At 42.6% G+C, this 26,096-nt stretch carries 25 protein-coding genes; 4 read left to right on the top strand and 21 right to left on the bottom strand.

From position 1 onward, the window contains the following. Positions 1–72: 72 nt before the first annotated feature. Positions 73–1,788: a ribonuclease J1 gene (gene rnjA / locus NRF22_RS02870; RefSeq protein ID WP_263779151.1), complete on the top strand. Its 1,716-nt coding sequence runs from the start codon at positions 73–75 to the stop codon at positions 1,786–1,788. 33 nt (positions 1,789–1,821) lie between these two features. Here the strand turns inward: rnjA and NRF22_RS02875 are convergent, their stop codons facing one another. After that, positions 1,822–2,784 carry an ADP-ribosylglycohydrolase family protein gene (locus NRF22_RS02875; RefSeq protein WP_263779152.1) on the bottom strand — a complete coding sequence of 321 codons (963 nt, stop codon included), beginning with the start codon at positions 2,782–2,784 and terminating at the stop codon, positions 1,822–1,824. Then, a complete protein-coding gene (locus NRF22_RS02880) occupies positions 2,784–4,841 on the bottom strand; it encodes a penicillin-binding protein 2 (protein ID WP_263779154.1) in 2,058 nt (685 codons plus the stop codon). Before NRF22_RS02880 ends, NRF22_RS02875 begins: the two co-directional genes overlap by 1 nt. A 59-nt stretch (positions 4,842–4,900) precedes the next feature. Here NRF22_RS02880 and NRF22_RS02885 point away from each other — a divergent pair, with 59 nt between their 5' ends. Both NRF22_RS02885 and greA read left to right on the top strand, forming a co-directional pair. Then, a complete protein-coding gene (locus tag NRF22_RS02885) occupies positions 4,901–7,522 on the top strand; it encodes a YfhO family protein (protein ID WP_263779155.1) in 2,622 nt (873 codons plus the stop codon). Between the two features lie 79 nt (positions 7,523–7,601). Next, positions 7,602–8,090, top strand: a complete 489-nt coding sequence (gene greA, locus NRF22_RS02890) for a transcription elongation factor GreA (protein WP_263779156.1) — start codon at positions 7,602–7,604, stop codon at positions 8,088–8,090. Positions 8,091–8,132: 42 nt separating this feature from the next. On the opposite strand, the gene NRF22_RS02895 is transcribed toward greA, so the two are convergent. From NRF22_RS02895 to NRF22_RS02965, 15 genes are all read right to left on the bottom strand, one after another. Further along, entirely contained in the window at positions 8,133–8,513 is a 381-nt protein-coding gene (locus NRF22_RS02895; protein WP_263779157.1) for a VOC family protein, read from the bottom strand. Between the two features lie 12 nt (positions 8,514–8,525). Next, positions 8,526–9,320: a glycoside hydrolase family 73 protein gene (locus NRF22_RS02900; RefSeq protein ID WP_263779158.1), complete on the bottom strand. Its 795-nt coding sequence runs from the start codon at positions 9,318–9,320 to the stop codon at positions 8,526–8,528. Positions 9,321–9,459: 139 nt separating this feature from the next. Beyond that, complete coding sequence (adhE, locus tag NRF22_RS02905) at positions 9,460–12,156, bottom strand: bifunctional acetaldehyde-CoA/alcohol dehydrogenase (RefSeq protein WP_263779159.1); 2,697 nt, start codon at positions 12,154–12,156, stop codon at positions 9,460–9,462. A 130-nt stretch (positions 12,157–12,286) separates the two neighbouring features. Then, the gene (locus tag NRF22_RS02910) at positions 12,287–13,480 is read right to left on the bottom strand and encodes an acetate/propionate family kinase (protein WP_263779160.1); all 1,194 of its coding nucleotides are present in this window, start codon (positions 13,478–13,480) and stop codon (positions 12,287–12,289) included. A gap of 6 nt (positions 13,481–13,486) precedes the next feature. After that, positions 13,487–14,284: a DNA methyltransferase gene (locus NRF22_RS02915; RefSeq protein WP_263779161.1), complete on the bottom strand. Its 798-nt coding sequence runs from the start codon at positions 14,282–14,284 to the stop codon at positions 13,487–13,489. 169 nt (positions 14,285–14,453) lie between these two features. Next, positions 14,454–14,888, bottom strand: coding sequence for a competence type IV pilus minor pilin ComGF (locus tag NRF22_RS02920; RefSeq protein ID WP_263779163.1), 435 nt, complete (start codon positions 14,886–14,888; stop codon positions 14,454–14,456). Beyond that, on the bottom strand, positions 14,878–15,060 hold the full coding sequence (locus NRF22_RS02925; RefSeq protein ID WP_263779164.1) for a hypothetical protein: 183 nt from the start codon (positions 15,058–15,060) through the stop codon (positions 14,878–14,880). The genes NRF22_RS02920 and NRF22_RS02925 overlap by 11 nt, the downstream gene beginning before the upstream one ends. Continuing rightward, positions 15,053–15,469, bottom strand: a complete 417-nt coding sequence (locus NRF22_RS02930) for a type II secretion protein (protein ID WP_263779165.1) — start codon at positions 15,467–15,469, stop codon at positions 15,053–15,055. Before NRF22_RS02930 ends, NRF22_RS02925 begins: the two co-directional genes overlap by 8 nt. Next, positions 15,456–15,785: a competence type IV pilus major pilin ComGC gene (gene comGC / locus NRF22_RS02935; RefSeq protein WP_263779166.1), complete on the bottom strand. Its 330-nt coding sequence runs from the start codon at positions 15,783–15,785 to the stop codon at positions 15,456–15,458. Before comGC ends, NRF22_RS02930 begins: the two co-directional genes overlap by 14 nt. Further along, entirely contained in the window at positions 15,782–16,828 is a 1,047-nt protein-coding gene (locus NRF22_RS02940; RefSeq protein WP_263779168.1) for a type II secretion system F family protein, read from the bottom strand. The genes comGC and NRF22_RS02940 overlap by 4 nt, the downstream gene beginning before the upstream one ends. After that, entirely contained in the window at positions 16,761–17,735 is a 975-nt protein-coding gene (comGA, locus tag NRF22_RS02945; RefSeq protein ID WP_263779169.1) for a competence type IV pilus ATPase ComGA, read from the bottom strand. The genes NRF22_RS02940 and comGA overlap by 68 nt, the downstream gene beginning before the upstream one ends. A gap of 76 nt (positions 17,736–17,811) precedes the next feature. Continuing rightward, on the bottom strand, positions 17,812–18,906 hold the full coding sequence (locus tag NRF22_RS02950) for a SepM family pheromone-processing serine protease (protein ID WP_263779170.1): 1,095 nt from the start codon (positions 18,904–18,906) through the stop codon (positions 17,812–17,814). Beyond that, positions 18,903–19,376, bottom strand: coding sequence for a pantetheine-phosphate adenylyltransferase (gene coaD, locus NRF22_RS02955; RefSeq protein ID WP_263779171.1), 474 nt, complete (start codon positions 19,374–19,376; stop codon positions 18,903–18,905). The genes NRF22_RS02950 and coaD overlap by 4 nt, the downstream gene beginning before the upstream one ends. Beyond that, entirely contained in the window at positions 19,369–19,941 is a 573-nt protein-coding gene (gene rsmD, locus NRF22_RS02960) for a 16S rRNA (guanine(966)-N(2))-methyltransferase RsmD (RefSeq protein ID WP_263779172.1), read from the bottom strand. The genes coaD and rsmD overlap by 8 nt, the downstream gene beginning before the upstream one ends. Continuing rightward, on the bottom strand, positions 19,938–21,164 hold the full coding sequence (locus NRF22_RS02965) for an FtsW/RodA/SpoVE family cell cycle protein (protein WP_263779173.1): 1,227 nt from the start codon (positions 21,162–21,164) through the stop codon (positions 19,938–19,940). The genes rsmD and NRF22_RS02965 overlap by 4 nt, the downstream gene beginning before the upstream one ends. Before the next feature lie 53 nt (positions 21,165–21,217). On the opposite strand from NRF22_RS02965, the gene NRF22_RS02970 reads away from it, so the two are divergent. Then, the gene (locus NRF22_RS02970; RefSeq protein ID WP_263779174.1) at positions 21,218–21,694 is read left to right on the top strand and encodes a ribonuclease H family protein; all 477 of its coding nucleotides are present in this window, start codon (positions 21,218–21,220) and stop codon (positions 21,692–21,694) included. A gap of 38 nt (positions 21,695–21,732) precedes the next feature. Here the strand turns inward: NRF22_RS02970 and NRF22_RS02975 are convergent, their stop codons facing one another. From NRF22_RS02975 to murC, 4 genes are all read right to left on the bottom strand, one after another. Beyond that, the gene (locus NRF22_RS02975) at positions 21,733–22,290 is read right to left on the bottom strand and encodes a hypothetical protein (protein WP_263779175.1); all 558 of its coding nucleotides are present in this window, start codon (positions 22,288–22,290) and stop codon (positions 21,733–21,735) included. Positions 22,291–22,347: 57 nt separating this feature from the next. Beyond that, positions 22,348–23,862 carry a peptide chain release factor 3 gene (locus tag NRF22_RS02980; RefSeq protein ID WP_263779177.1) on the bottom strand — a complete coding sequence of 505 codons (1,515 nt, stop codon included), beginning with the start codon at positions 23,860–23,862 and terminating at the stop codon, positions 22,348–22,350. 111 nt (positions 23,863–23,973) lie between these two features. Further along, entirely contained in the window at positions 23,974–24,696 is a 723-nt protein-coding gene (locus NRF22_RS02985; protein ID WP_263779178.1) for a Bax inhibitor-1 family protein, read from the bottom strand. Between the two features lie 68 nt (positions 24,697–24,764). Then, a complete protein-coding gene (gene murC, locus NRF22_RS02990; RefSeq protein WP_263779180.1) occupies positions 24,765–26,090 on the bottom strand; it encodes a UDP-N-acetylmuramate--L-alanine ligase in 1,326 nt (441 codons plus the stop codon). Between the last annotated feature and the right edge of the window lie 6 nt (positions 26,091–26,096).

Here is a 26,096-nt window from a genome sequence, read left to right on the forward strand (position 1 = left end):
TCTTAGCTACTGGTTCATTTTAATGAACTATTCGTGGACAAAATATTTTTGATAAAAAGGAATTTGCAATATATGTCAGAAAATGATCAAAGCGTAGAGAGCTTTGCGCATAAAGTTAAACTTGAAAATAATGAAGTCGGAGTGATGGCTCTTGGCGGACTTGGCGAAATTGGAAAAAATACCTACGCCATCCAATATCAAGACGAAATCGTCGTGATTGATGCCGGTATCATGTTCCCTGAAGACGATCTTTTAGGGGTCGATTACGTGATTCCGGATTATACCTATCTGGTTGATAATATAGAAAAGGTCAAAGCACTTGTGATTACTCATGGACATGAAGATCATATCGGTGCTATTTCTTACTTCTTGCGGGCTGTAAACGTTCCTGTCTATGCACCACCATTTGCCATGGCACTGATTAAGGGCAAGCTAGAAGAACATAACCTGTTGAAGAAGACAGAGCTGCATGAGTTCCATCCCGATGATCATTTCGATTTTGGGAAAATGCAAGTAGAATTTTTCCAGACGACCCATTCAATCCCTGATACTGTTGGTGTAGCAGTGCATACGCCAGTCGGCACAATTGTCGAGACCGGAGATTTTAAATTCGATTTGACACCTGTCACTAAGCAATTCCCCGACATTCAAAAAATGGCTAAGATCGGCCGCGATGGTGTTCTGCTGCTGATGTCAGATTCGACGAACGCTGAAAAGCCTCAATTTACCAAATCTGAGGCTTGGGTCCAAAAATCAGTCGAGCGCATTTTTGGCCGTGTCACTAAGGGCCGCATTATTTTTGCTACCTTCGCGTCTAATGTTAGCCGTGTGAAAATGGCGATGGAAGCCGCTGTCGAACATGGTCGTAAAATTGCTGTTTTTGGTCGTTCCATGGAAACAGCTGTGACCAATGGTCGCGAGCTTGGCTATTTGAACATTCCGGACGAATATTTGCTAGAACCGAGCGATTTGAAAAATACGCCAGCTGACGAGACACTGATCTTATCAACTGGGTCGCAAGGTGAACCCATGGCTGCCCTTGCACGAATAGCAAACGGCACACATAAACAGATCAAACTTCAGCCTAATGATACGGTTGTCTTCTCTTCCAATCCAATTCCAGGCAACACGGCTTCCGTCAATAAAGTTATCAATGAACTAGAAGAAGGCGGTGCCCATGTCATCTATGGTGCTCTGAATAACATCCACACTTCCGGTCATGGTGGTCAAGAAGAACAAAAGCTGATGCTCGAATTAATGAAGCCTAAATTCTTCATGCCGATCCATGGCGAATACCGGATGTTAAAAATTCATAGCGGTTTGGCTCAATCCACTGGTGTCCCTGAAGATCACATTTTCGTGATGGATAACGGTGATGTCTTAGCATTGGATGGCGAACATGCTCATCCAGCCGGCCACTTCTCTGCTGAGGACACCTATGTTGATGGTGGCGGCATCGGTGACGTTGGCAGTGCCGTTTTGCATGAGCGGCAAAAGCTATCCCAGGATGGGCTGGTCATTGTGACAGCCACAATCAATATGCAGACCAAAGAAATTCTTTCTGGCCCGGATCTTTTGAGCCGCGGCTTTGTCTACATGCGTGAATCCGGTGATTTGATCAATGACGGCCGGCGTGTTGCTTTTGGTACAATTCGCAAAGCCATGCTAGCAAATAACGCAGATGAAGGATCAATCAGACAAGCGGTCATTGATGAGCTCAGTCACTATCTTTACAAGAAAACGGCTCGCAAGCCGATTATTATCCCTGTTTTGATTCAAGTAAAATAAGGATAAGAAAAAAAGACCTGATCAGGTCTTTTTTTATGTTCTCATATGAAAACGATTTGATCGATTAGCGACCCTAAGAATTGCATTGGTAATGGGTTTGCGATCAATTTGTTCAATCATTCGTTCGTCCAAATTACCACGATCAATCATGGCGTAAACACCGCAAACAAAAGCCAAAATGGTCTGACGCTGTTTTGAAAAAGTCTTAACAGCCAATCGAATCGCATCCTTTAGATTATCCGTTGAAAACAGAACCCAATAAACATTTTCCAAGGTATGAATCGCGTTGCCATTATGAATCAAATCATCGGCTTTCAAATTCGCCATATCCGGCATATTCATGCGTGCAAAATTAATCAGGTCCGGCTGAAAAATACTTCGTTGAGAATAATACTCATAAGTAATCGCAATCGAATTTTCAAGAGCCTGATTTAATGATTCTTTTCCTAAAATCTGTGAGATCAAAAAAGAAACCATCCCCGCCGACATCATGGCCGCTGGATAATTATTGGTCAAAGAAACCATATTATGAATCGAAGCCATAGACTTCTCATCATTAATAAAGCTGGAACCAATTCGTGCAGTTTCGTAAAACGCAATCGGCATGACGCGGATCAGGATATTCTCATCGTCCACAGCTGGATCAGTTGTACCAATGCTATCCAAATCACGTGTTAACTCAAAATCGATAATCGATTGGATCTCAGTCTCAAAACGATCAGTCTGCAGTGTATTTGTCATCGAGAATTGGCCATTGCGCCACCACTCGGAAAAATTATGCATCACGTTGGCACGTGTGTAACCCAACGAAATCGCTCGGGCAATCGCCAAAGTAAGGCCGGTCGTTGGTGTCCAGACAAAATCAAAATCAGCCTGAGACAGATCGAAATCAGCCTTCATGGCATTGTGAGTGTTTCGTTTGCTGAGATTACCCAGAGCATCACCAATGGCAATCCCATAAAGTAATCTTCCAATTGTTGATAATCTTTTTGCCATTATTGTTTAGGTTTAGGCATCACATCCTGCCAGAAAGCATTATAAATACCTGCAGCAGCCCTTTGTACATTTCCAAATCTATCCAATTTGTCGCCAGGGAAAGCTAGAGCAAGCGCAAATGGTGCAGAAGGCGAATACATAATTAAGGTATCGTTTTGAGTTTGCTGGCCATTCGTAAACGTTTCGGCAGTTCCTGTCTTGGCGGCGACTTTCGGCGTTAACGCATGTAACAAACTTCCACCGGTATTATAAGGACTTGAACCGTTTGCAACATCCCACATGCCGCCCTTGATCACATCCCATTGTGCCGGCGTCAAATGAACACTGCCTTGAATATTAGGGCGGATGCTGCTGGCGACTGATGGTTTTGTCCCGTTTCTTCCGGATCTCAGTACGGCCGAAACCACTCGAGGCTGAACTAAATATCCCCCATTAGCAACCACGCTGGCAAATCGAGCCATTTGAATCACTGAATAAGTGTCATACTGGCCAAAAGCTTCATCGATAAACGATGTCGCCTGAGCGCCTGTAATTCGTCCGCGATATCCCGGCGTTTCTCCTGGCAGATCAATGCCCGTGCGGCTACCCAGACCAAATTGACCAAAGCCGTTGCGCATGCGTTGCCAAATCGTTGAGCTCACAGGCAAACGCATCCCTTGCGAATAAGGTGTGCCATTCATTTTTAACGCTAACTGCACCATATAGGTGTTTGAAGAGTTTTCCAATGCCTGACGAGCATCGAGCGCAATCTTACGGCCACTCGGGTTAAAGTAAGAAAAAATCGGATTACTGCCGGCTAATCTAATCGCCTGATCATCCTGGGTCGAGCTCTGTGGTGTAATGATACCAGCCTGAAGTGCTGTGGCAACCATGGCCGGCTTGACAGCCGAACCCATAACGATCGGATCCTGAATAACGGCCATATCGTTTTGAGTCAAAGCACCTGTTTGATTGTTGCGATCCCAACCAGCCATCGCATAAATACCGCCTGTATAGGGATTCATTACCACACCATACCCACCAGTGGATAGATCACCCAAAATATTGCTTTTAATAATATTGGCGACATCATTTTGAAATTTTGCATTAATTGTCAACTGTAGATTATGCCCTGCCTGCCCTTGCTGAATGACTCGGCTGCCGACAATCTGGTTCTGGTTGTTCGTGGTCAAACGCGTCTGCCGGCTGATGCCGCGTAAAGTCTGCTCATATTGCATCTCAATACCGGAAATACCGACATTATCCGCGCGTGAATAGCCTTGAGAGAGAAAAGTATTAACACGTGTTTCTGGAAGTCCGTTAGAGCCTGATAGATTGCCTAAAACAGTTCTCAAAGCCTGCTGATGAGGATAGTCTCTGACCCATCCTTGATTAATCCGAATGCCGGGAAATTCAGCTAGGCGTTCCCCAATCTCAGAAATTTCTTTATCACTGACATTATCGGATTTAATCGTCCCGGTAGTTAAATTGGTCGTTTGCATCATTCTCGTGTAGATCGCAACGCTATTTTGTTCGTTAGCCGGCAAAGAAAAATTCTGTTTCACTAAATATTTAACTTCCCTTTGATAAACTTGTGCATTACTGAGCTTGTTCAAACGACGTGTGGAAAGTTTTAAGTTTTTGATTGTCCGCTTATTATTCCTGGCATTAGCCAAGTAATAATCAATCTGCTGGCGCTGTGTCACATTACGCGCACCAAGAGCCAAATATTGAGAAAGACGGCCAGCAGTTTTATAAATTTCGCTCGCCGAAATCTGCGGCAGCCTTTCAAAACTGACGGATGGAATCGACCGGTTGCCTACCAAAAGCTGGCCCGTAGAGTCATAAATCAGTCCTCTGGGCGCTTCGGTGGTTTCAACCGTTGTATCGGTACGGTTAATCATTGCCAGATAGCTATTGCCAGAAACAAGTGTCAGCATAGCCAGCCTGACAACCAGCGTGGCTAGCAAAAAGGCACTCAATCCTAAAAGAATGTTTAATCTGGTTGGAATAATCGAGCGGTTGTCCTGACGATTGTTTTTTTTATTAAAATTTTGGAATTCGGGTTTGTTTATCACTTTTTAAGGTCCAAATAAGTCGCAATTTTATTGTATCATCGTAAGATAAGTTATAGTTAATGCCTGAAAAAATCCGAAAATTTGTTTCAAATCACTATCTGCTAAGTTTTGCGCTGCCCTTTTTGATCATGCTTTTTTATTTCGCATATCGAAAGATGGCGCCTTTTGGCAATAGTTCTATTTTAACAGTCGACCTGGGCCAGCAGTACATCGATATGTTTTCCGGCATGCGAGAAACCATCCTGCATCAGCCCCAACAGATTTTCTATAGTTTTGGTAAAAATTTTGGCGGCGAGATGTTTTCCGAGTGGGCTTATTACTTATTCAGTCCATTGAACCTGCTGCTTTTATTTTTTAACCAGGCGAACTTGCCGGTCGGTATTCTGTTCTTAACCGTTCTGCGCTTCGGGCTCGCAGGGCTGAGTATGCAGTTTTTACTGGTCAGACAAAAATTCGCCGAAAAACGGGTAGCCTTACTTTTTTCATGTGCTTACGCGCTATCCGGGTGGATGGTTGCCAACCAGGTTAATCTGCTCTGGCAGGATCAAATGATCCTCCTCCCGCTGATTGTCTATTGGGCCATTGAATTGCTCAATAAGGGCCGATACCTGCCCTTTACATTAATTTTCGCTTTTGCGATTATTGATAATTTTTACATTGCTTATATGATCGGTATTTTTCTTTTGCTGTTCCCTCTCTGGCAATTAAGCCGCGGCCAAGCGGACATACGTTTCAAATTCCGGCGCTGGCTGCTTCTTATGTCCTCGCTGCTTATGTCAGTCTTGGCTGCTGCGATCGTATTGATACCAACAGCCTTCCAGCTTCTTCAAGGCAAAGGACAGGATATTCTGACGCAAATCAATTGGGGCCTGATTGCCAAGCCTTACCTGCTGCCTTTCAAACTAATACCCGGGTCCTTTAATTTTGATGAAATGAAAACAGGCCAGGCAAATATTTTCATTCCCTTTATGGCTGTCATCGCTTTTGCAGCCTATTTTTCTCTTCAAAGAGAAAAAAGAAGCGCCAAAATAGCTGGATTTTTAATCACAGCTTTGTATTTAACGAGTTTTGTCTGGCAGCCGCTGAATATTTTGTTTCACATGATGCAGTTTCCTGTTTGGTATCCCTATAGATACAGTTTTATCGCGATTTTCTTTGTGCTGCTGCTGGGATCAATCGCCTTCGAAAGACAGCAGCGCGCTCACCTAAGCAGTTTTATAATCAGCCTGGCCGCGATTGTTTTTATTGCCGGCTTCGCTTTTAGAATTTACAAACAAGCCGATTACCTAACGCTGAATCAAATTTATCTCTTCATCTTCCTTGCCTTATCAGGTTTATTTGTCTATTTGATCAAGCGATTTGTCGAGAAGGATTTTTGGGCTTACCTGGCTTTGCTAGTTTCACTGACCAGCTTGGCCTTAAACGCTTACATGTCAACAAACAACTTCAGCTATTTGACTGATATAGAATATCGCCGCACAGTTACAGCAATTAGGCAAGGCACTAGTTTGCTGCCAAAGCAGTCTTTCTATAGAGTCGGGCAGACTTTTTCACGCACAAGAGGCGATGCTTTTGCCGGCGGGTATAACGGCGGCATGCATTTTGCTTCGACAGTCGACAAACAAACACCCGCCTTATTTGGTGCTTTTGGGCAAGTGGCTGGCGATTACTATGCCTCATATTCCTACGGCACCATTATTACCGATGCGATCTTTAATATGCGCTACTTTATTGCGCCTGTATACGGCGGCTCCGATGAAAACGGGTCACCAAGACGCATGGCTAACTCTTATCGGCCGGATCTGACCAGCTATCGTCTGCTGCGCAGCCAGGATCAAGTCATGACTGTACAAAATCAAAATGCTTTACCAATTGCCTTTACCAGTCCTGCATCAGTTCTCAAAAGTCAGATTTTCAATCAGAGCCCTATGCAAACGGCAGCTTCCTTGTGGCAGGGGCTGACTGGCAGCAACAATTTCATGCGGGCTAACGTTCCCTTCAATTTTCGGACAGAAAATCTGACAAAGGTCAGTGACCTCGTTGGACAGACTGTCGAGAAGACGGACAAAAGTAAAGATGGCGCTGTGTATTTAACTTTCACGCCTCAAGACGATGACGCTTACTATCTGACACTGCCAACCACCTTTGCTAATGACAACGTTTGGATCACAGTCAATGGTGAAACAATTCCGCAATATAGTAACCGCCGTGATGTCGTTGCCCTAAATGTTGCCAATCATGATAAAAATTTTTCCGTCACTATCGGCATCCATCTTCGTCAGTCAAGACTGTTTATCAGTAGTCTGATTCTCTATGCATTGAATAATCAGCAAGTGGCAAATGCGGCCAAACAAATTCAAGGGCGAGCGATGCAAGGCCTTAAATTCAATCAGACTCATTTGAGCGGCTGGATTGAGGCTGATAAACAGCATCCGATTTTAATGACAAGTATCCCCAGTGCCGCTGGTTGGAAAATTCGAGTCGACGGCCAATTAGTTCGCACGCACCGGATAGATGAGTATTTTCTCGGGGCTTCCATCCAGCCAGGCCGTCACCGGATTGAAATTTATTTTCAAGAGCCGTACTTCAAAATCGCAGCCTTAATCAGTCTGGTGACGTTGATTGCAATACTATTTTTCCCACTGTTTTTCACACATAGAAAGCGCTTCGTCATTGACTAAAAAGAATTTGAATTTACTATTGACAGTGAGTTAACGTGTGGTACGCTGGTTTTGCTGTAAATTTTGAAAGGATATAGATATGGCAGAAGAAAAAACATATCCCATGACTGCTGAAGGTCTTGCAAAACTTCAAGCAGAACTTGACGATTTAATTAAAAATAAGCGTCCAGCAATTACCAGCAGGATCCAGGAAGCTCGTGCTTTTGGCGATCTGTCCGAGAATTCGGAATATCAATCAGCTAAAGATGAACAGGCTTTTGTTGAAGGACGAGTTATACAGTTGCAGCAGATGATTCAGTTTGCCGAAGTCATTGATACCAATTCGGTCTCAAAGAGTATCCTAACTCTTGGCAAGACGGTCTCATTCAAAGAAGTACCTGATGGTGAAGAAGAAAGTTATACAATTGTCGGGTCCGCAGAATCCGACCCGATGTCCGGCAAAATCTCAAACGATTCTCCTATGGGCAAAGCGCTATTGAATCACAAGACTGGCGATACAGTCGAAATACCTTTACCTGGCAATAATTCAATGACCGTTAAAATCACTCGTGTTGGCAAAGCTAAATAATTTTGAAAAAAAGGTATGAGCAAATTGGTTCTCATACCTTTTTTATTCATGCAGCTCAATCGGCAGTCCATCCGGATCAGTGAAGAAGACCATTTTTTCACCAGTGAAACTGTCATGACGAATTTCCTGTACTGCAATGCCTCGAGATTTAAGCTCGGCAACGATATCTTCTATATGATTCACCGTGAAAGCTAAATGGCGAAGACCGGTCGCTTCAGGATATGAAGGTCGTTTCGGTGCATTTGGTTTGATGAAAATTTCCAAACGAAGGCCATTTTTCACGAGATTTAAAATAATATCCTGTTTTTCCGGCCGGTCATGCCGACTGGCAATTTCAAAACCAAGCTTGTCAACATAAAAATCTTTGCTTTCAGCCAGATCGGTCGCAATAATCGCAATATGATTAACATCGATAAAATTCATATTTCCTATCCTTTATGAATCATACTGATTCAACTTGTAATTTTCGATGATCGCCACAATTTTTTGAGCATAATCCGGATCTGTGGCATAGCCATCTTTAACCAAAGCTGCTGCAGCATCGCGATAATTACCCGATGCTAAGACATCTTTAAACTGTGAGGCGTTCAAATTGGTACCATTACGAATGAATTGCGCATGTGCCAGCATACCTGCCTGCCAGTTAGCATAAACGGCAAAGCGATCCTTTTCTGTCACCCATTTACCGTTTAGATATTCGCGTGTTGACATTTCGACGCTTTTCTGGCTGCCCTGCGCTTTAATCCCGTAATAGTTGTTATATTTCGAGGCCAGTGTGCTGGTGCCCCATTGTGATTCCAGAATCGTCTGCGCCAGGTTAATTGATGCCAAAACCCGATATTGTCCCTGCAATTGACGCGCATAAGGCGCCCTTTTTTCAATAAACAACTTACGATAAACTTCCGTGTTGGGCCCTTCTAACAAACGTGCGTATATTTGCGACATCGTTTGAGAGCGCTGCAGATAATAGTCACCTGCCTGCAGGCCATTACCACCGCGAGTCAAAGCATAACGGGAAAAATCGAGTTCCGTACGAACCAATCCGGCTTTTTTAAGCCCTCTGGCAATGTCTTGAACCGTGGAGCCTTGACGAATTCTGACCAGATGATAACTCTGGTCACTAGGATTGATCGCCGAATAAGCCTCTCGCAACTGACTTGCCTGAATTCTGTTATAGACATAAGAGCCGAAAATAATGATTAAAACGAGTGTGATTAAGAAAAAAAACATATATTGAAGGGGCGAACGCCTTTTTTGTCGTGGACGACGCCTAGGGGATCTGTATCTTCTATTTTGCATACCTACAGTATTCTAACCGTTTTTTATTAAATTAAAAAAACAGACCTATTTCAGATCTGTTTCTTAATTTTTAAAATTGGTCAATCAGTAATTTTCTGATTTCTGTCAAGCTTGGCTGGCGTGGATTACCGGCTGTGCACTGGTCATCATAAACAAGATCCACCAAGTTATCTAATGACTGCTCAAAGCGCTTTTTTTCAACACCATTACCGCTTAAAGTGATATCCACATCCAAAGCATCAGTCAATTCCTTGATCTTAGCAATCAGTTTTTCAACCAATTCAGCATCATCTTTACCTGTTAGGCCGATGTGACGTGCAATATCGGCATAATCTTTCTGAGCTGTGTAAACTTCATAACGTGGGAAAGGTGTCCGCTTAACGTTGCCGGTTACAGCATTAAAACGAATCACATGCGGCATTGCGATACTGATAGCCAAGCCATGTGGCAGACCAAACTCACCGCCAGTTTTATGTGCCAAAGAATGGTTCAGCCCTAAGAAGGCATTTCCAAATGACATACCAGCAAGCGTCGAAGCATAATGCATCTTGCCGCGTGCCTGTGTCCCGCGATTCGTCGGGTGTTTTGGATCATAGTTGTAAGAATCGACCAGGTTTTCAAAAATCAATTTGATCGCCTGCAGAGCCCAAGGACGTGTGAACTCAGAACTCATCACTGATACATAGGACTCAAGCGAGTGAGATAAAGTATCCAGGCCAGACAAAGCAACCGTCCGCTTTGGTACGGTCATAACCAATTCTGGATCAACGATGGCGACTTGCGGTGTTAATTCATAATCGGCTAATGGATATTTCACATGCGTTTCATCATCCGTAATAACCGAGAATGGCGTCACTTCAGAACCAGTTCCGGAAGTCGTTGGAATCGCAACCAACTGTGTCAGATTCTGATGTTCGAATTTAACGATTCGCTTGCGAATATCCATGAATTTCTGCTGCAGGCCCTTGAATAAGTCTTTAATTGCATCATTATCATCAAGAAAATCGTCCTGACCTGATTGCTGTGCATATTCATACAGAAAACGTGAAATTTTAGCAACATCCAAAGGTGATCCTCCGCCTAGCGCGATGACAGTATCAGGCTGGAATTCCTGCATCTGCTTGGCGATCTGAACGGCCTGGCTCAAATAGGGATCAGCCTGTACAGAACTGTAAATGCTGGTCTTGACTTGATCGTTTCTCAAGGCAAACTGTTCCAAGACGCGATCGACAAAACCGTACTTGACCATCGAATGTCCTGTCACGATAAAGGCACGATCAACTTTTGGCAATTCCTGTAGATAAGTGATGGCGTTTCTCTCGTAGTAAATGTCCTTTGGCAGACGTACCCATTGCGGCCGATTACGACGGCGTGCAACAGTTTTAATGTTCAGCAAATCATAAGTAGACAAGTTATGCGACAACGAATTCTTCCCCCAAGATCCTGTTCCTAACGTCAGACTAGGACGCAATGCATCTGTATAAATATCGCCAACACCACCAATTGAATCAGGCTGATTAACAAGAATCCGAGAGACATTGATAGCGTCCGCATATTCTTTAACGAAAGGATCGTCTTGTGTGCCGATTTGGATCGCCGCATTATGGCCGGCACCTTGGTAAGCCAATAAACGCTGAACAACTTTAATACCTTCTTGACGGTCCTGAACTTTGTAGATTGAAAGCAGAGGACTCAGTTTTTCTGAAGAAAGTTTCTCGCCAATGTTGTTTTGGTCGAGTTCAAACAAAAGAACATCTTTGCCTTCTGGCAGGTTGATACCGGATTTTTCAGCAATCCAGCGGCCGCTCATACCAGCAACCGGGCCGTTGACACCATGCTTATCATTGAAAACAAAATCAGCGACTTTTTTATAGTCATTTTTCGGCACCAGATAAGCGCCTTTTTGCTGCATTAGTTCCATAAATTCATCATAAACAGATGCTTCAATCACAGCTGAGTTCTCAGTGGCACAAATCATACCGTTATCAAAGCGCTTAGACAAAAGCAGGTCCTCAACCGCACGGCGGACACGAGCGGTGTGGTCGATAAAGATGGCACCATTACCAGCACCGACACCCATTGACGGATTACCTGAAGTGAGGGCCGCGTGCACCATGGCAGGACCCCCTGTCGCTAAAATAGAGGCAATACCAGGATTCTGCATCAAGGCTGTCGTATTTTCTAGTGAAGGCGTTTCGATCCACTGAATAAAGTTCTTAGGTGCACCTGCTTTGCGAGCTGCCTGATAAACAATTTCTGCAGCAGCCACCGAGGACTTTTGTGCCTGAGGATGGAAAGCAAAAATAATCGTGTTGCGTGTTTTGGCTGTCAGCAAGGACTTAAAAATAGTCGTTGAAGTTGGATTAGTTGTTGGCACAATCCCGGCAAGAATGCCAAGAGGTGCGGCCAAATTGACCTTGCCGGTAACGGGGTCCTCGTCAATGACGCCAACTGTTTTATCGTTTTTAATCGCATTGTAAACTGATTCGGATGCGAAACGATTCTTTGTATCCTTATCCTCGACAATGCCACGGCCAGTCTCGTTATAGGCAAAATGTGCCAGTTCCAAAGAATGCTCTGAGCCGGCCAAGGCCATAGCCGCGACAATCTGGTCAACTTGTTTTTGTGTATAAGATGAAAATTCCAGTAAAGCCTGTTTGGACTTATCAACAAGCTCTTGAATGTACTGCGCAGCCAAATCCTTTTTAGCCTGAATTTCTTCTGGAGTCAGCTGTTTCTTAGTGATTTTTTTAGTTTCAACTGCCATCAGTTCTCCTTTTGTAATAAGCCCGATCTCATAAACAACTTTGTGAACTTATTAACATTATTAGTGTAAAACTTCACAAATATAATGTCAAGCAAAAAGATAATAAAAAAACGCCCGAAGACGTTTTTCTTTATTTCATCAAATTTTGAACATCACGCGCAATTTCCAGCTCCTCGTTGGTTGGAATCAGAAAAGCCGTAATCGAGGAATCGGGTTGTGTAATCGCTGTCTGAACCCCATGCTGATCATTAGCTTTTTCATCCAATTTGACACCAAGAAAAGCCAATTTTTCCAAAATCATCTTGCGAATCGGCACAGAATTCTCACCAATACCGGCTGTAAAGACCAAAGCATCAACACCCTGAAGCTCGAAATAGTATTGTGCAATATAATTAACAACACGATTAACGAACATATTAACAGCTAATCGAGCATGTTCATTAGTATCATAAACATCGAGCAAATCGCGCATATCGCTAGATAAAGTAGAAATACCAAGCAAGCCGGACTTATGATTCAGAATATCCAGCATCTGCTGATCAGATAGCCCTTCTTTGCCTTTCACATAATTAACCAGCGATACATCGACATCCCCTGACCGCGTCGCCATAATTAATCCAGCTAACGGAGAGAATCCCATCGAGGTGTCCAAGGATTTTCCGTCTTTGATCGCTGTAACTGATGCGCCGGCGCCAAGATGCATCGTAATCAGCTTCAAACTTTCAAGCGGTTTGTGCAGCATTTGAGCGGCCTGCTCGGCCACATATTTATGTGAAGTACCATGTGCCCCGTATTTGCGAACACCATACTTCGTGTAATACTCATATGGAACTGCGTATAAATAGTTTTCCTTAGGCATCGTCTGATGGAAAGCCGTATCAAAAACGGCCACTTCGACAGCGTTAGGAATAATTTTAGAAAAAGCTTTAATTCCCAATGCATTGGCTGGGTTATGCAACGGCGCGTAGGCTGCCAAACGTTCAATTTTCTTCAGGACTTCATCATCAATAAGGACAGACTTGTTGAACCATTCGCCACCGGCCACAATACGGTGGCCAATTCCTTTAATCTCATCAAAATCCTTCACAATACCCAAATCTTTAAATTGAGCAAGCGTAAAGTTAATCGCCTCTTCATGGTTTGAAAAAGCATGACGAGACTTATGTTTGTCCCCTTGGAATTTAATTGATACATTATCATCTTGGCTAAGATCAACACCGATACGCTCGATCATGCCTTCGGCGATGACTTTTTCTTCCGGCATGTCCATTAATTTGAACTTTAATGACGATGAACCAGCGTTAACAGATAAAATTTTTGTCATAAAACCTCACAAATTCTCCTTTTTCCATGTCTTTAGCTGCGAAACAAATTTGGAAAAATCTTCTTTATTTGAAAGCTCCGGAATTTGAGCAAGCAAAATCCGGGCAACTACCTTTTCATTATCCACTTTTCGGCGAAGAATGAGAAGGCTTGAAGCCATTTCAGCATGTTTAAAAAGCCCGTTTGGCAATTTAATAATCGACAGCAATTCCAACTCCGGATGACTTTTAAGCATCAATGGCAGCACGCCTGACTGCAGATCTACATTGTCAGCCAAAATAATCGCTGCTTGTCCAGGCTGGAATTGAGACAGATAAATTAAGCTATCCAACTCTTTTGCAAAATCAATTCCCAATAATCGGCTGACAATTAATTTACTAGCATTTGACTCAGCAGGTGTAAAGTCAAAACGATAAATCTGTGCCAAATTCAATAATGCACTCAATACCCCTTCGTCGGCCGATTCAGCAAAAATAGGCCGCTGAAAATGACTGGCAAACTGGAAAATCAAATCTGGAAAATCGGCCTGCGGATCAATAATGAATTGACCTGAAAGTCCGAGTTCGGATGCCACAAGCGCCATTAAATCACCAATCACGGGTGGCGTCATTTTATTTGCAATGGCAAGATTATCAGAAAAGTGTTTGGCAAAAAACAGATTGCAGGCATTGACCAGATCAGTTTGATCGTAACCAGAGAAGTCCAGTGGTTGCATTTTTTTAACGATCTGACTAAATTTAGTTTCAGAAACAGGGATGTGATTATCTAATGTGCGAACAATTTCGAGCAATTTTTCTGGCTGCATACTTCAATCTTAAGGATCTTGCTCAGATTGGACAAGTTCTTCAAGTCGTTTTTCATAATAATGATCAATATTTTGCAGTGAGGCAATTTCGTTAGCATGAATCAAAAAAATACCAAGCATGATCGAGCTAATCAAAGCAATTAAAATTAAAGTAGAAAGCAAAACAAAGCTAGTCTTTGCTCGCGAGATGCCTTTTAAGCAGAAGATCAGTCTCATAGCGCTCCTTTCGAGAAAAAATAATTACAAAATGCAGTCTGCCCTGATTCTCCAGCAGTTTAAAATCACTAACACCGGAGACAATTGGCATGGTACCACCTTGATCAGTTGTTAATTGGAGAACATTTTTGTTCAGACGAAAATATACTCTTTGGTCTTCACGACGAGCTGAGACAAAATAAATTTGATTTCCTTGCCGATCCCACTCATACTGCCGATCGGGATTTTCCAGCTGCATCAAAGTACGCTGATAATTGATCAAATTCGCCGTCTTTTTTTCGTTTTGAACAAATTGTGATGCAAAATGAATCATAAATAGGATCAATGCAAAAACAGTTAGTGCAATCATAGTTTCGGCCAGTGTAAAGGCTGTTTGTTTATGGCTCATGTCGATAATAAATCTCCGTTAATTGTTCACGATGCTGCTTAATTTTCGTTTGTAATTCGGAAATCTGGGTCTGTTGGCGCAGCTGCAAATCAGAAATAAAGAGAATGGCCATTGTAGCTATCGTTAAAGCAAGCATCGCCTCTGCCAAAACAAAAGATTTTCTTTTAATCACGATCAGCTACCCGACAATTACCAAAACCTAATGAATAAACGAGAGAAAACCGCGGTTTTCCACGGTCATCTAAGAAGGCGATACTCGTGGGTGCGACATAACCATTGGCTTTCAATGCAAGGCGGCGTGACTCGGCGTGCAATCCCTTGGGAATGTCCAGCTCTCGTTTCTGCCCTTTTTGGCTAATAAAGGTGATCGTCCGATGCTTGAAAATGAAATCGACATCATGATTTTCACGTTGGGCTAAAAGCTGCGCCTGATTAAAAAAAGAGTCATAGCTTTTTAAAAATCGGGTCTGCATTTTTGCTTCAGATTCCTTCGGTACTGATAAGGCACAAAGAGCTAATGCAGCGAAGATAAACAAGACAATCACCGATTCCAGTAAAGTAAAAGATTTACTTTGTGACATTATCACCGTTAATCGTAATACCCAAAGATTGTGCCTTGGCCGCTTGCTTATCAGTCAAATAACGCCCAGAAACTAAATCAGAATAACTAACACTCGTGTCATCCGTATCGTTTTCATAAAGATTGACCTGCGTTTGAATCATCGAAACCATTGCATCAGATTGTGTATCGGCCGCTTTTTGCCTTTGCGAGTTCAAATTCGGCAATACCAGCAACATTAATAGGCCGATAATAAACAAGACGACAGCCATTTCTATTAAAGTGAAACCGCTTTCTTTACCTCTTTTTTGTTTCATTTTCATAATTAATTTCTTCATTGATTCATTCCTCCTAAAGTTTGGTACATCGGCATCAGCATCGACAAATAAAGGAAAACAATGCCAATTCCCACCACTGCAAAACTCAGCGGCTGAATTAGTGCGATTATTTTGTCGACACTCGCCAAAAATTTTCGGTAAGTAATTTGTGAATAAGTTTTTAAATTTTTGTTTAACAACTCTGAATCAGAGCCCTGCTGGAAATAAACAGCAATCGTGCGATCCAAGAATGGCAGCTTTTGAAAATAGCCTGAAAGATTAGAACCACTCGTGAAAGTTTCAACCATTTTCTTTGCAAAATCAGCCTCTAGCGAGTCATCCTGCGATAATGCGACCTCTTCGGCTACCTGAGCCAGCTGCAAACCTGACGACAAGAGCATTGAAAGTTGGATACTGAACTCATAATTAATCAAAAAGGCAAGTGTTTTCCCAAAGATAGGAATTTTGACCAAACTTTCCAAGCGTTTAAGACGGGGTTTGTTTTTAAAACGTCGGCAGTAGTAGAACGCTAAAAACAAGCAGGCCATCAATATGCCCCCTAACTCAAAATAGAGCAAGCCGTTCTGGGAGGTGCTATCGCTCTGATCAGTTTGCCAACTGGATAGAATTGGCAGCAGAAAGATCTTGACTACAAGCGCCATGACAGCTAACAAACAGACCAGGATAATCGGATAACGTAAAACTTGTTTAATTTTATTTTCCTGATCAAGCTGCTTTGACGAAAAATCAGCCAGTTGCAAAAGCACATCTTCTAAATGACCGTATTTGTTTGCCATACTAATCTGAAAATTTAATGATGCACTTAAATAGGGAGCGATTGCATTAGCAAAATTTTGTCCTTGTTCCAAGCTGCTGGCTAATTTCTGAATCCATATCTCGTCAGGAGATGTTTGCTGCATAAATTGAACTGCGTGATTGATCGAATAACCAGACTGAATGAGTTGGCCGAATAGACTAAAAAATGCGACTTGTCGTTTACGAGGCAATCTTGAGATAGGCTTCATAGATTTCTTTTGAAATCCAGGAATGACGATATGCATCATCTAAATTCTCCTTCCATTTTGGTGTAAAGGCTGCCATCGGCTGATCCCAGCCATCTGCAAAGAGCTGCCAATCTGCTAAAGCTGCCTGGTGACCAGATTGCGTCGGAAGCAGACGCTGATAAACTGCCAAACGCATGACGTCTTTTAACAAGACTGGATCGACATTCATTTCTAATAAACGACTGATAACGCCCAAAGACGAATTGGCATGCAGAGTGGAAAAAACCAAATGACCGCTTAAAGATGCCTGTACGGCTGCTTGGGCGGTTTGAGCATCTCGAATTTCACCAATCAGCAAAATATCTGGATGATGTCTTAAAGCCACTTTGATCAAATCCAAATAAGACATATTTGCCTCATTATTGACTTGCAGCTGCACGATTTTTTCATCTCTGATCTCAACAGGATCTTCAATGGTCAAAATCATTTTTCGATCACTCTGCTTATTTAGAAGCTGGTAAATGGTACTAGTCTTGCCAGACCCGGTGGGACCAGCCACCACAACAAGCCCCTGCTGCGGTATTGCCTTCTCCAACTGATCGAATTGTTGGTCGATGAGCCAAGATAGTTCGTGAAAGGATTGATCATAAAGAATACGAATCACCATTGTCTCCTTGTTGGCAAAATTTCCCACCGTGGAAACGCGAAGCGACAAATTTTCTTGACCGAACGCCATTATCATCGAGCCCACCTGAGGCCTGCGATTTTCAGCAATATTCATCTGGGCTTTGAATTTTAAAAAGCTGAAAAGTTGATCTGCTAGTTGGGAGCTGATAATACGATAGCCAATCGGCTGGCTGCCATTGTGAAACTTAATCTGGTAGCGTCCCTGTTCCGGCAGCAAATAAATGTCAGAGGCTCTTTGCTCGTAAGCAGCTTGTATCATGTGTTCAAAATATGTTTGCATTTCCGCTCCCGAAGTAGTTATACGAACTTCTTGAGCAAAATAAAAAAAGCCCCGAGAGGCTTTGAGACTTTTTATATTACTTCGTTTTGATAATGGTACCGTCTTTTAAATAGTTCAGAGCATCCTGAAAATTTCGAACCGGTACCAAAACCATTTTCGGTGCGTGTTTTTTCTGAGCTTTCTGTGCTACCTGCCAATTTGTGGGTTCGCCGGTTAATTTTGCCAGTGCTTTGCTGGGCTTGACATAGGGTGCAAAAAAGACTGTCGAGCCCGCCCGTTGTGCAGCAACAATTTTTTTGTCAATACCGCCAATTTCACCAACTCTGCCCTGATCATCAATCGTGCCAGTACCGGAAATATTACGGCCTTTTTTAATATTTTCTGAAGTCAGTTGAGAATATAGCTGCAAGCTGAACATCAAACCGCCTGAAGGGCCGGAAATCTGACCGACATTGACTGCAACAGCCGGCTGTGTCATCACATCAACATTATCAACGAGACTAATACCGATACCGCTACGGCCCTTAGGATAATCCTTGTCCTTAGTATTTGCCAGGTGTACGGTTTTCCCAGTGTAGGTCAAAATTTTACCTTGCCGCAAAACTGTCAGTTCAATCATCCTGCCCTTAGGCATATTAGCTAAATATTTTTGATAACCGCTGGCATTATTAAAGTGGCGGCCATCTATTTTAGTAATCGTATCGCCAATTCTAATTTTTTTTGCAAATCGGGAATTTTTTGCAATTGATGCTACGTAAATACCACGATAAGTGGTGTGTAGCTGATCAGCCATACCTGCAGCTTTAAAAGCGACCTGCTCAGCTGATAAAATAGCCGTCTTCATCTGATATTCGCTAATCATTGCATAAACGCGATTCGAGACACCACCTTGAATTTCTTCTCTAGGCGTAATTGAGTATGTATCATTCACACGGCTGATCAGCCAGTCTAAACGATTGGCCGGTGATAAATAGACTGACACAAGACGAAAGGAACCCTTAGTCTGATCCCGTTGGCCGTCAACAGTCATGAAATTACGAATGTTATCAGCTTCTCCAGGCGTCTCAACATAGTCACTGGTCGGCAATAAAAGAAAGGCCGCGGCAGCAATGACGAGCAGCATGGTAGCGGCAAAACTGCATAAAATTGTAACTAATGTTTTTCTCTTCATTTAGTCTTTAACTTTATCAGTTCTGCGACATTTTCGGGAACAAAGTGACTGATGTCCGCACCAAACTTAGCAACTTCTTTTAAATTAGAGGAAGAGATATCTTGATAAACGGCTTTTGAAGGCAGCAGAACCGTCTCTATATTGCCCAAGCGGTGATTCAGCTCTGCAATGTCGCGTTCATATTCATAATCTCGGACACTGCGAATGCCGCGGACAATGACCTGTGCAGACATTTCTTTGACAAATTCAAAAGTCAGTCCGGGCATGGGTACTACCCTGACATTGCTTAAATCCATCACGTTATCTTGGATTAATTTAATCTTTTCGTCAGTGGCAAACATAGCTGCCTTATTTGTATTAATGCCAACTGCAATGATCAGTTCATCAAACAACTTAGCCGCCCGTTGGATAACATCCAAATGTCCAAATGTGAGCGGATCAAAAGATCCTGGAAATACTGCCTTAACCATTGATTTTGTCCTTCTTAAAGATCGTCAGATATGTCATACCGTAATTCTTCTGTGCTAAAACTGTAAAACCAGTCGGAAGATTGTCATTGAACGAGTGAAAGCCATGCTCATCTGTCTCAGCTACGAGCAAAGCATCCTCAGCCAGCAGCCCGTCATCCTGCAATTGCACAACATCGTTTGCAATATGCTGTTTGGCATAGGGAGGGTCAAATATCAGCAAATCGAATTTCAGTCCCTCTTCGGCCATTTTAGTCAAAGCTTGGCTGGCTGGCAGTTTCATTATTTCAAATGCCTGAGGATTTTTTGTTGCTGCCGCATTGGCCCTAATCACTTCAATTGCGGGACGAGCATGGTCAACCAAATAGGCTTTGGCATAACCTCGAGACACAGCTTCAATACCCAAAGCACCAGAACCGGCATACAAATCCAATACCAAACCAGCTTTAATATATGGTGTGATAATCGAAAAAAGCGCCTCTTTGACTTTATCGGTTGTCGGCCTTGTCAATTTAGAGGCAACCATTTTTAGACGCATACCGCGGTTTTTTCCAGCTACGACTCTCATATAACAGCTCCTGCTCTGCTTGCTTGTTTCTGCCTAGCCTGCTGACGACTATATTCCCTAGAGACGGTGCAGGCAATTCCGACTGAGATTGAGCTAATCAGAAAAGATGACCCACCATAAGATATAAACGGAAATGTCACACCGGTCATCGGCAGTGCCCCAATAATACCACCTAGGTTGACCAATGCCTGTATAAAGAAATAACTGCCGATACCATATAACATCAGACGTCCAAAATTATTTTTGATGTGAAAAGCAATATAAAACATTCTGCCAATCATCAGCATCAGAACAGCAACCACAAGAAACAATGCCAGTGCACCCAATTCTTCGGTAAAAATAGACATGATAAAATCAGTATTCGCTTCTGGCAGATAGCCCATTTTTTCAATTGAATTTCCCAATCCAACCCCAAAAAGCCCGCCATGAGCAATTGCATAAAAGGAATTAATCAACTGCATAGAGTAACTGCTCGAATAGGGCCAGGGATTTAAAAATATCAAAAAACGGCGAGCTTGAAAATTGCCATTTAAAAAAGAGGCCGGAAGCAGATTTAGCAAAGTCGGGAGGAAGAGATAAAGTGTTGTAATCGTTAGCAGCATGAGTGCCAGCCATTTTAAATGAACGCCGGAAGCAAAAACAATCAGCAGAATCAAGAAAAACGCAATCAAAGAATTACCCAAATCAGGCATGATGAGTACTAAAAACAAATTAGCTAACACAAAAGCTATCTGGGAGGGTAAAAATCCAAAATATCGTTTGCCGGCGGGTGGTAGTACTACCTTTGACTGAACATTCCTATTTAACTGTCGTTCAGATTTATCCAAGCGGCGGGCAGCCAACGAAGACAAATACAAAATGACCGTAATCTTAAAAATCTCCGCCGGCTGAATATTAAAGAAAGGAAGCGCAATCCAGCCATGAGCGCCCGTGCCAGCTGACCGCGAAGAAATAAACCGTGCAAATGCTAGTAAAACAAAAGTCACACCCAAGGCTATCGAAGCCAATTTTGGTGATGCCAGCCATTTTATTTTTATGAAAAAATCAAAGATGGCAACTGTCAGTATACCCAGCAGCGCGAACAAAGACTGCCTGAACAAAAAACCGAAGGCCCCACTTGGAAACGCAGAAGAAGCCGAGAAAACAACTAGAATACCAATCACGCTCAAAAATAAAAAAGGTCCGATGAGCAGCCAATCTATTTGTTTTAATATTTTATTCACCCATTTATTCTAACAATCGAATTTATCTTTTAAAACTGTGGCAAGATAAAATCATGAATGATTTACAGATTACGGTTTACACTGATGGCGGAAACCGCAACACAGGCAATAAATTAGGCCAGCATGTTAAAAATAATGATTTATCCGCTTGGGCCTATCTGATCAAATACCAGGATCACGAATTAACTGCCTCCGGCCTTCAGCTCGGCGCAACCAATAATGCCATGGAATTAACAGCAATTTTAGAGGCCTTCAAAAGAATTCTTGGCAACCATATATTTGATGATAAACCGATTCTTCTCATTAGCGACTCACATTATGTTTTGGATCCGATGTCAAAAGGCTGGCTGAACAACTGGATCAGAAAAGGACAGGATCGGCCTAATATCAATCTCTGGCGAGCTCTTTATCCGCTGTATATCAAGCTAAAACCTCGTCTAACCCTCAAATGGGTGAAAGGACATCAAAATACCTCTGGCAACATCCGAGTGGATGAGATGCTAAATAATGAGATGGACCAGTATCATTAAGAGCAATAAAAAAAGGCCTCAGGCCAATTCTCTGGAACTTACTTTCTGAATTTATCTAGCAATCTAGCAAACCAGGACTTCGTTTCATGAACAGCTGGTTCAGCGCTTTTAACAGCCTTTTCAGCTGCTTCCTTGGCTTGATCAACAACCGGTTTAACCGTTTCGTTAACAGCCTGCACAGCTTTTTCAGAAATTCTTTCAGCTGATTTTTCAATAGCGGGCTTAACAGCTGCTGTTTTTTTGACAACTTTTTTAGCCTTGGGCGCAACTGCCTTTTTTGCAGCAGCTGTTGTTTTTACGACTGTTTTTTTACTGCTTGCAACAGATTTAACAACTGTTTGTTTAACAGCCGTGGCAGCTTTGCTGACCGGCTTTTTAACGGCTGCGGCCTTAGTGGCTGTTTTCTTAAGAGTTGTAGATGTCTTTGCAGATCCTTTTTTAGCCGCTGCCGATGCCCTTTTGACCGTTGTTTTGGCAGTTGACGAGGCTTTAACGGCTGTCTTTTTAGCAGCAGTCTTCTTTACAGCAGCTTTCTTAACTGGTTCTGTAGTTTTAACAGCTGCTTTTTTAGCAGTCGTCGTTTTCTTCTCTGGCATTTTCTCTCCTTGCTAACGAGACAAATTTTAGCAAAAAATGATAAATGTGACAAATAGTTACAGCTTTGCCTGCAGCTTGACGTTGGGATATTTATCAGCGAACCAATTCAATGAAAATTGATTTTCAAACAAAATAACCGGGTCACCCTTCCGATCGCGCATTAATAACGACCGGCTGCTATTCATTTTTTCATCTAAATCCTCAGGATCAATCCAGCGTGCAATTTTTTTGCCAATTGGTTCAAAAATGACCTGTGAATTGTATTCATTGGCCATCCTAAACTGAAAAACTTCAAACTGCAATTGACCAACGGCACCTAAAATATATTCTTGTCCCCGCCAAGATTGAAAAAGCTGAACCGTACCTTCCTGTACTAATTGATTTATCCCTTTGTGGTAAGTTTTTTGCTTCATGACATCTTTAGCAAGAACACGATTAAAGAGGTCTGGTGTAAATGTTGGCAATGGTTCGAATTCGACTCTCTTTTTACCCGAAAAAATAGAATCGCCAATCTGAAAATTACCGGTATCATACAAGCCAATAATGTCCCCCGGAACGGCGTTTTGAATGTTTTCCCGCTCATCAGCTAGGAATTCGGTCACATTACTCAATTTCAGTTTTTTTCCGTTCCTGACTAACGTTACTTCCATGCCCTTGACAAAATTTCCCGACACAATTCGGACAAAAGCAATTCGGTCTCGGTGATTCGGATTCATATTGGCCTGGATTTTAAAAACAAAAGCCGTAAATTGCGGATCATCAGGTTGAACTTCCTGTCCATCGATCGTTGGTTTTTCTGACGGCGCTGGCGCATATTTCAGGTATTCATTTAAAAATTGTTCCACACCAAAATTGGCTAAAGCAGAACCAAAAAAGACAGGAGTCTGCCGGCCGTGCATGACTTTATCCTTATCCAACTTGTTTCCAGCCTCTTTTAATAACTGAATCTCAGTCTGAGCTTCATCATATACCGATTGATCAAGCTCTTTTGTATGATTGTATTTAATTAATTTGTCCGCTTGCAAGTCGTAAATGCCCTGCAACAATTGACCAGATCCAACCGGCCAATTCATCGGGCAGGCTTCAATTCCTAGGGTCTTTTCAAGCTCATCAACCAAATCAAAGGCTTGGCGGCCGTCACGGTCTAATTTGTTAAAAAAAGTGAAAACCGGGATTTTTCTTTTTGCCACAATTTCAAATAACCGCCTCGTCTGAGGTTCAATACCCTTGGCAGAGTCGATGACCATGACAGCTGAGTCCACAGCCATCAATGTTCGATAGGTGTCTTCTGAAAAATCCTCATGTCCAGGTGTATCCAAAATATTAATTCGCTTGCCGGCATAATCAAACTGCAGTACTGAAGAAGTGACAGAAATGCCACGCTGCTGCTCGATAGCCATCCAATCTGAAGAAGCCATCTTGTTTGACCCGCGGCCCTTGACTGTTCCAGCTTGTCTGATCACGCCGCCATGAAGCAGCAGCTCCTCAGTCAAAGTGGTCTTCCCGGCATCGGGATGAGAAATAATCGCAAAAGTTACACGATTTTTGTATGCATTCGTTGTTTTAACCATTTATTTGTTCCGTTTTCTATGAGTTCTCTTAATTAACTTTAACTATTCTTCTTTGATAACAGCAAAAAAATTCCGCTTTTGCGAGCGGAATTTCAAGATAAACTAATTTCACTAGTTTCTCTGATTGCCAAAAAGTCTGAGCAGGAACAAGAACAAATTAATGAAATCAAGGTAAAGATTTAATGCACCGGCAATAGCCAACCCATTTGTGGTCTCGTTTCCTTGGCCTTGAAGCTGAAAATACATCTGCTTCAAACGATTATTGTCATAAGCAGCATAGGCACTAAAAACAAGAATACCCAAGACTGAAATAATCAAACTAAAGCCGGGAACAAAAATGCTGATGATCAAGCCAACAAATAAAGCAATCAGTGCACCGAACATAATCGGTGCCCAAGAAGCTAGATTCTTTTTCGTGATAAAGCCATACAAAGACATGGCACCAAAATCAACAGCTGCAACTAGAAAAGCAGATACGATTGATGACAGGCTGGTGACAGCAAAAATAACACCGAAGAAGAGGCCCTCAATAACTGCATAAACTAATAAACCGGCTAGTGCTAAAGCAGGATTCTTCAAGGCATTGCGCCCAATCATGATCACAACCGCAAATTGTGCGATTGCCAGAATAATCCAAGTCAGCATGCCGCTATTTTGGTAAAAATTAGCTATCTGTGAAGCCAGCGGATAGGCCAAAAGGTAGGCCAAACCGAAGGTAATCAGCAAGGCACCGCCCATATATGCATAAGTCCTTTGAAAGAAAGCAGCCAACCCGGCTTGTCTGGTCGAATCTGTCACATCTTTCAAAACTCGATTGTTAGAAAAATTTTGCATTCTAACCTCCTTTTGAAATTAATTATAACAGGATCTTAAAATTTTTGTCTGACTATTACTGACCTTTTTTATTTTTCTTGAATCTTTTGATAACCCTGAGTTAAAGCATCCTCATACTTTTCAATATCACCAGCCCCCATAAACAACAGGACGGCGCCATGCTCAGCACTCAACTCATGAAAAGCATTCTCTTCAGTCAGAATGGTTGCGGCATTAGGCAATTTTTCTAAAATATCTTCACTTTTTGCTTGTCCTGCTTTTTCCCGAAGAGAACCAAAAATCGGTGTGATGTAGACTTTATCAGCGGCTCTAAGCACATTAATATATTCGGATTTAAACGCTTTGACGCGTGTATAAGTATGCGGCTGAAAGATTGCAACGAGCCGTTTGTCTGGAAATTTCTGACGTGCTGCATCAATGGTTGCCTTGATCTCATTAGGATGATGCGCGTAATCATCCACAATCGTCAAATCAGCAACTTGGCTAATAGCAAAGCGGCGTTTGGCACCCGTATAAGAAGCGACTTTAGATTGGATTTCTTCGACGGTCAATCCTAAACTGTCAGCTGCCGCAATTGCAGCCAAGGTATCCAAGATACCATGCTGCCCCTCAATCCTTGTAAAGAAACGGCCAAGTTCATTGCCTTGATTAAAGACGGTAAAATAGCTTCCTTCGGGTTTTTCTAAGATATCGCCAGCATAGATATCATCATTTTTTTCTAGGCCGTAATAAAGCATTTTGGCTCTTTTGGGCTGGAGGCGGTGAATTTCAGGATCTTCGCCATAAGCAAAAATAGTCTGACTGACACGATCAGAAAACTCCGAAAAAGCTTTTTCAACATCATCTAAGTTCTCGTAATAATCCGGGTGATCCCAATCGATATTCGTGATGATCGCAACATTCGGCGTATAGGGCTGAAAGTGACGTTCATACTCATCGGCTTCGACGACAAAATATTTAGAGTCAGCAATACCTTTGCCAACACCATCCCCAATCAAATAACTGACACCTTCCGGCCGGCCGGAAAGAATGTGTGCTAAAAGGCTGGTCGTGCTTGTCTTGCCGTGAGCACCAGCAACAGCAATCGAAAAGTGACGGGAAATGACTTCTTCAACAGCCTCTGGATAGGTTAGCAAACGCGCCCCAAGTGCTTTAGCAGCTAAAACCTGTGGATGGTTATCGGGAAAAGCATTGCCTTTAACGACGGTATAATCGGCCTGAATGAGAGCCGGGTCAAAAGCAGTAATCCGAATCCCAGCTTTGAGGAGCGGAAACTGCGTGAAAGTTTCTTTGTCGATATCCGAACCTAGTACTGTATTGCCCTGGTCATGCAGAATCAATGCCAGGCTGGCCATACCAGTTCCTTTAATTCCGATAAAATAATATGTTGTCATAATCGC

The organism is Oenococcus kitaharae, assembly GCF_025758695.1.
GTDB lineage: Bacteria > Bacillota > Bacilli > Lactobacillales > Lactobacillaceae > Oenococcus > Oenococcus kitaharae_A.

Excerpts from the sequence above, each read along its gene's own strand:
- greA (WP_263779156.1), top strand. The coding sequence starts at position 7,602 with ATGGCAGAAGAAAAAACATATCCCATGACTGCTGAAGGTCTTGCAAAA.
- comGC (WP_263779166.1), bottom strand. The coding sequence starts at position 15,785 with ATGAAGAAATTAATTATGAAAATGAAACAAAAAAGAGGTAAAGAAAGC.
- NRF22_RS02975 (WP_263779175.1), bottom strand. The coding sequence starts at position 22,290 with ATGCCAGAGAAGAAAACGACGACTGCTAAAAAAGCAGCTGTTAAAACT.
- NRF22_RS02875 (WP_263779152.1), bottom strand. The coding sequence starts at position 2,784 with ATGGCAAAAAGATTATCAACAATTGGAAGATTACTTTATGGGATTGCC.
- NRF22_RS02885 (WP_263779155.1), top strand. The coding sequence starts at position 4,901 with ATGCCTGAAAAAATCCGAAAATTTGTTTCAAATCACTATCTGCTAAGT.
- NRF22_RS02980 (WP_263779177.1), bottom strand. The coding sequence starts at position 23,862 with ATGGTTAAAACAACGAATGCATACAAAAATCGTGTAACTTTTGCGATT.
- rnjA (WP_263779151.1), top strand. The coding sequence starts at position 73 with ATGTCAGAAAATGATCAAAGCGTAGAGAGCTTTGCGCATAAAGTTAAA.
- rsmD (WP_263779172.1), bottom strand. The coding sequence starts at position 19,941 with ATGAGAGTCGTAGCTGGAAAAAACCGCGGTATGCGTCTAAAAATGGTT.
- NRF22_RS02940 (WP_263779168.1), bottom strand. The coding sequence starts at position 16,828 with ATGATGCATATCGTCATTCCTGGATTTCAAAAGAAATCTATGAAGCCT.
- comGA (WP_263779169.1), bottom strand. The coding sequence starts at position 17,735 with ATGCAAACATATTTTGAACACATGATACAAGCTGCTTACGAGCAAAGA.
- NRF22_RS02910 (WP_263779160.1), bottom strand. The coding sequence starts at position 13,480 with ATGACAAAAATTTTATCTGTTAACGCTGGTTCATCGTCATTAAAGTTC.
- NRF22_RS02930 (WP_263779165.1), bottom strand. The coding sequence starts at position 15,469 with ATGTCACAAAGTAAATCTTTTACTTTACTGGAATCGGTGATTGTCTTG.
- NRF22_RS02950 (WP_263779170.1), bottom strand. The coding sequence starts at position 18,906 with ATGAAGAGAAAAACATTAGTTACAATTTTATGCAGTTTTGCCGCTACC.
- adhE (WP_263779159.1), bottom strand. The coding sequence starts at position 12,156 with ATGGCAGTTGAAACTAAAAAAATCACTAAGAAACAGCTGACTCCAGAA.
- NRF22_RS02970 (WP_263779174.1), top strand. The coding sequence starts at position 21,218 with ATGAATGATTTACAGATTACGGTTTACACTGATGGCGGAAACCGCAAC.
- NRF22_RS02895 (WP_263779157.1), bottom strand. The coding sequence starts at position 8,513 with ATGAATTTTATCGATGTTAATCATATTGCGATTATTGCGACCGATCTG.
- NRF22_RS02985 (WP_263779178.1), bottom strand. The coding sequence starts at position 24,696 with ATGCAAAATTTTTCTAACAATCGAGTTTTGAAAGATGTGACAGATTCG.
- coaD (WP_263779171.1), bottom strand. The coding sequence starts at position 19,376 with ATGGTTAAGGCAGTATTTCCAGGATCTTTTGATCCGCTCACATTTGGA.
- NRF22_RS02920 (WP_263779163.1), bottom strand. The coding sequence starts at position 14,888 with ATGAGCCATAAACAAACAGCCTTTACACTGGCCGAAACTATGATTGCA.
- murC (WP_263779180.1), bottom strand. The coding sequence starts at position 26,090 with ATGACAACATATTATTTTATCGGAATTAAAGGAACTGGTATGGCCAGC.
- NRF22_RS02915 (WP_263779161.1), bottom strand. The coding sequence starts at position 14,284 with ATGCAGCCAGAAAAATTGCTCGAAATTGTTCGCACATTAGATAATCAC.
- NRF22_RS02900 (WP_263779158.1), bottom strand. The coding sequence starts at position 9,320 with ATGTTTTTTTTCTTAATCACACTCGTTTTAATCATTATTTTCGGCTCT.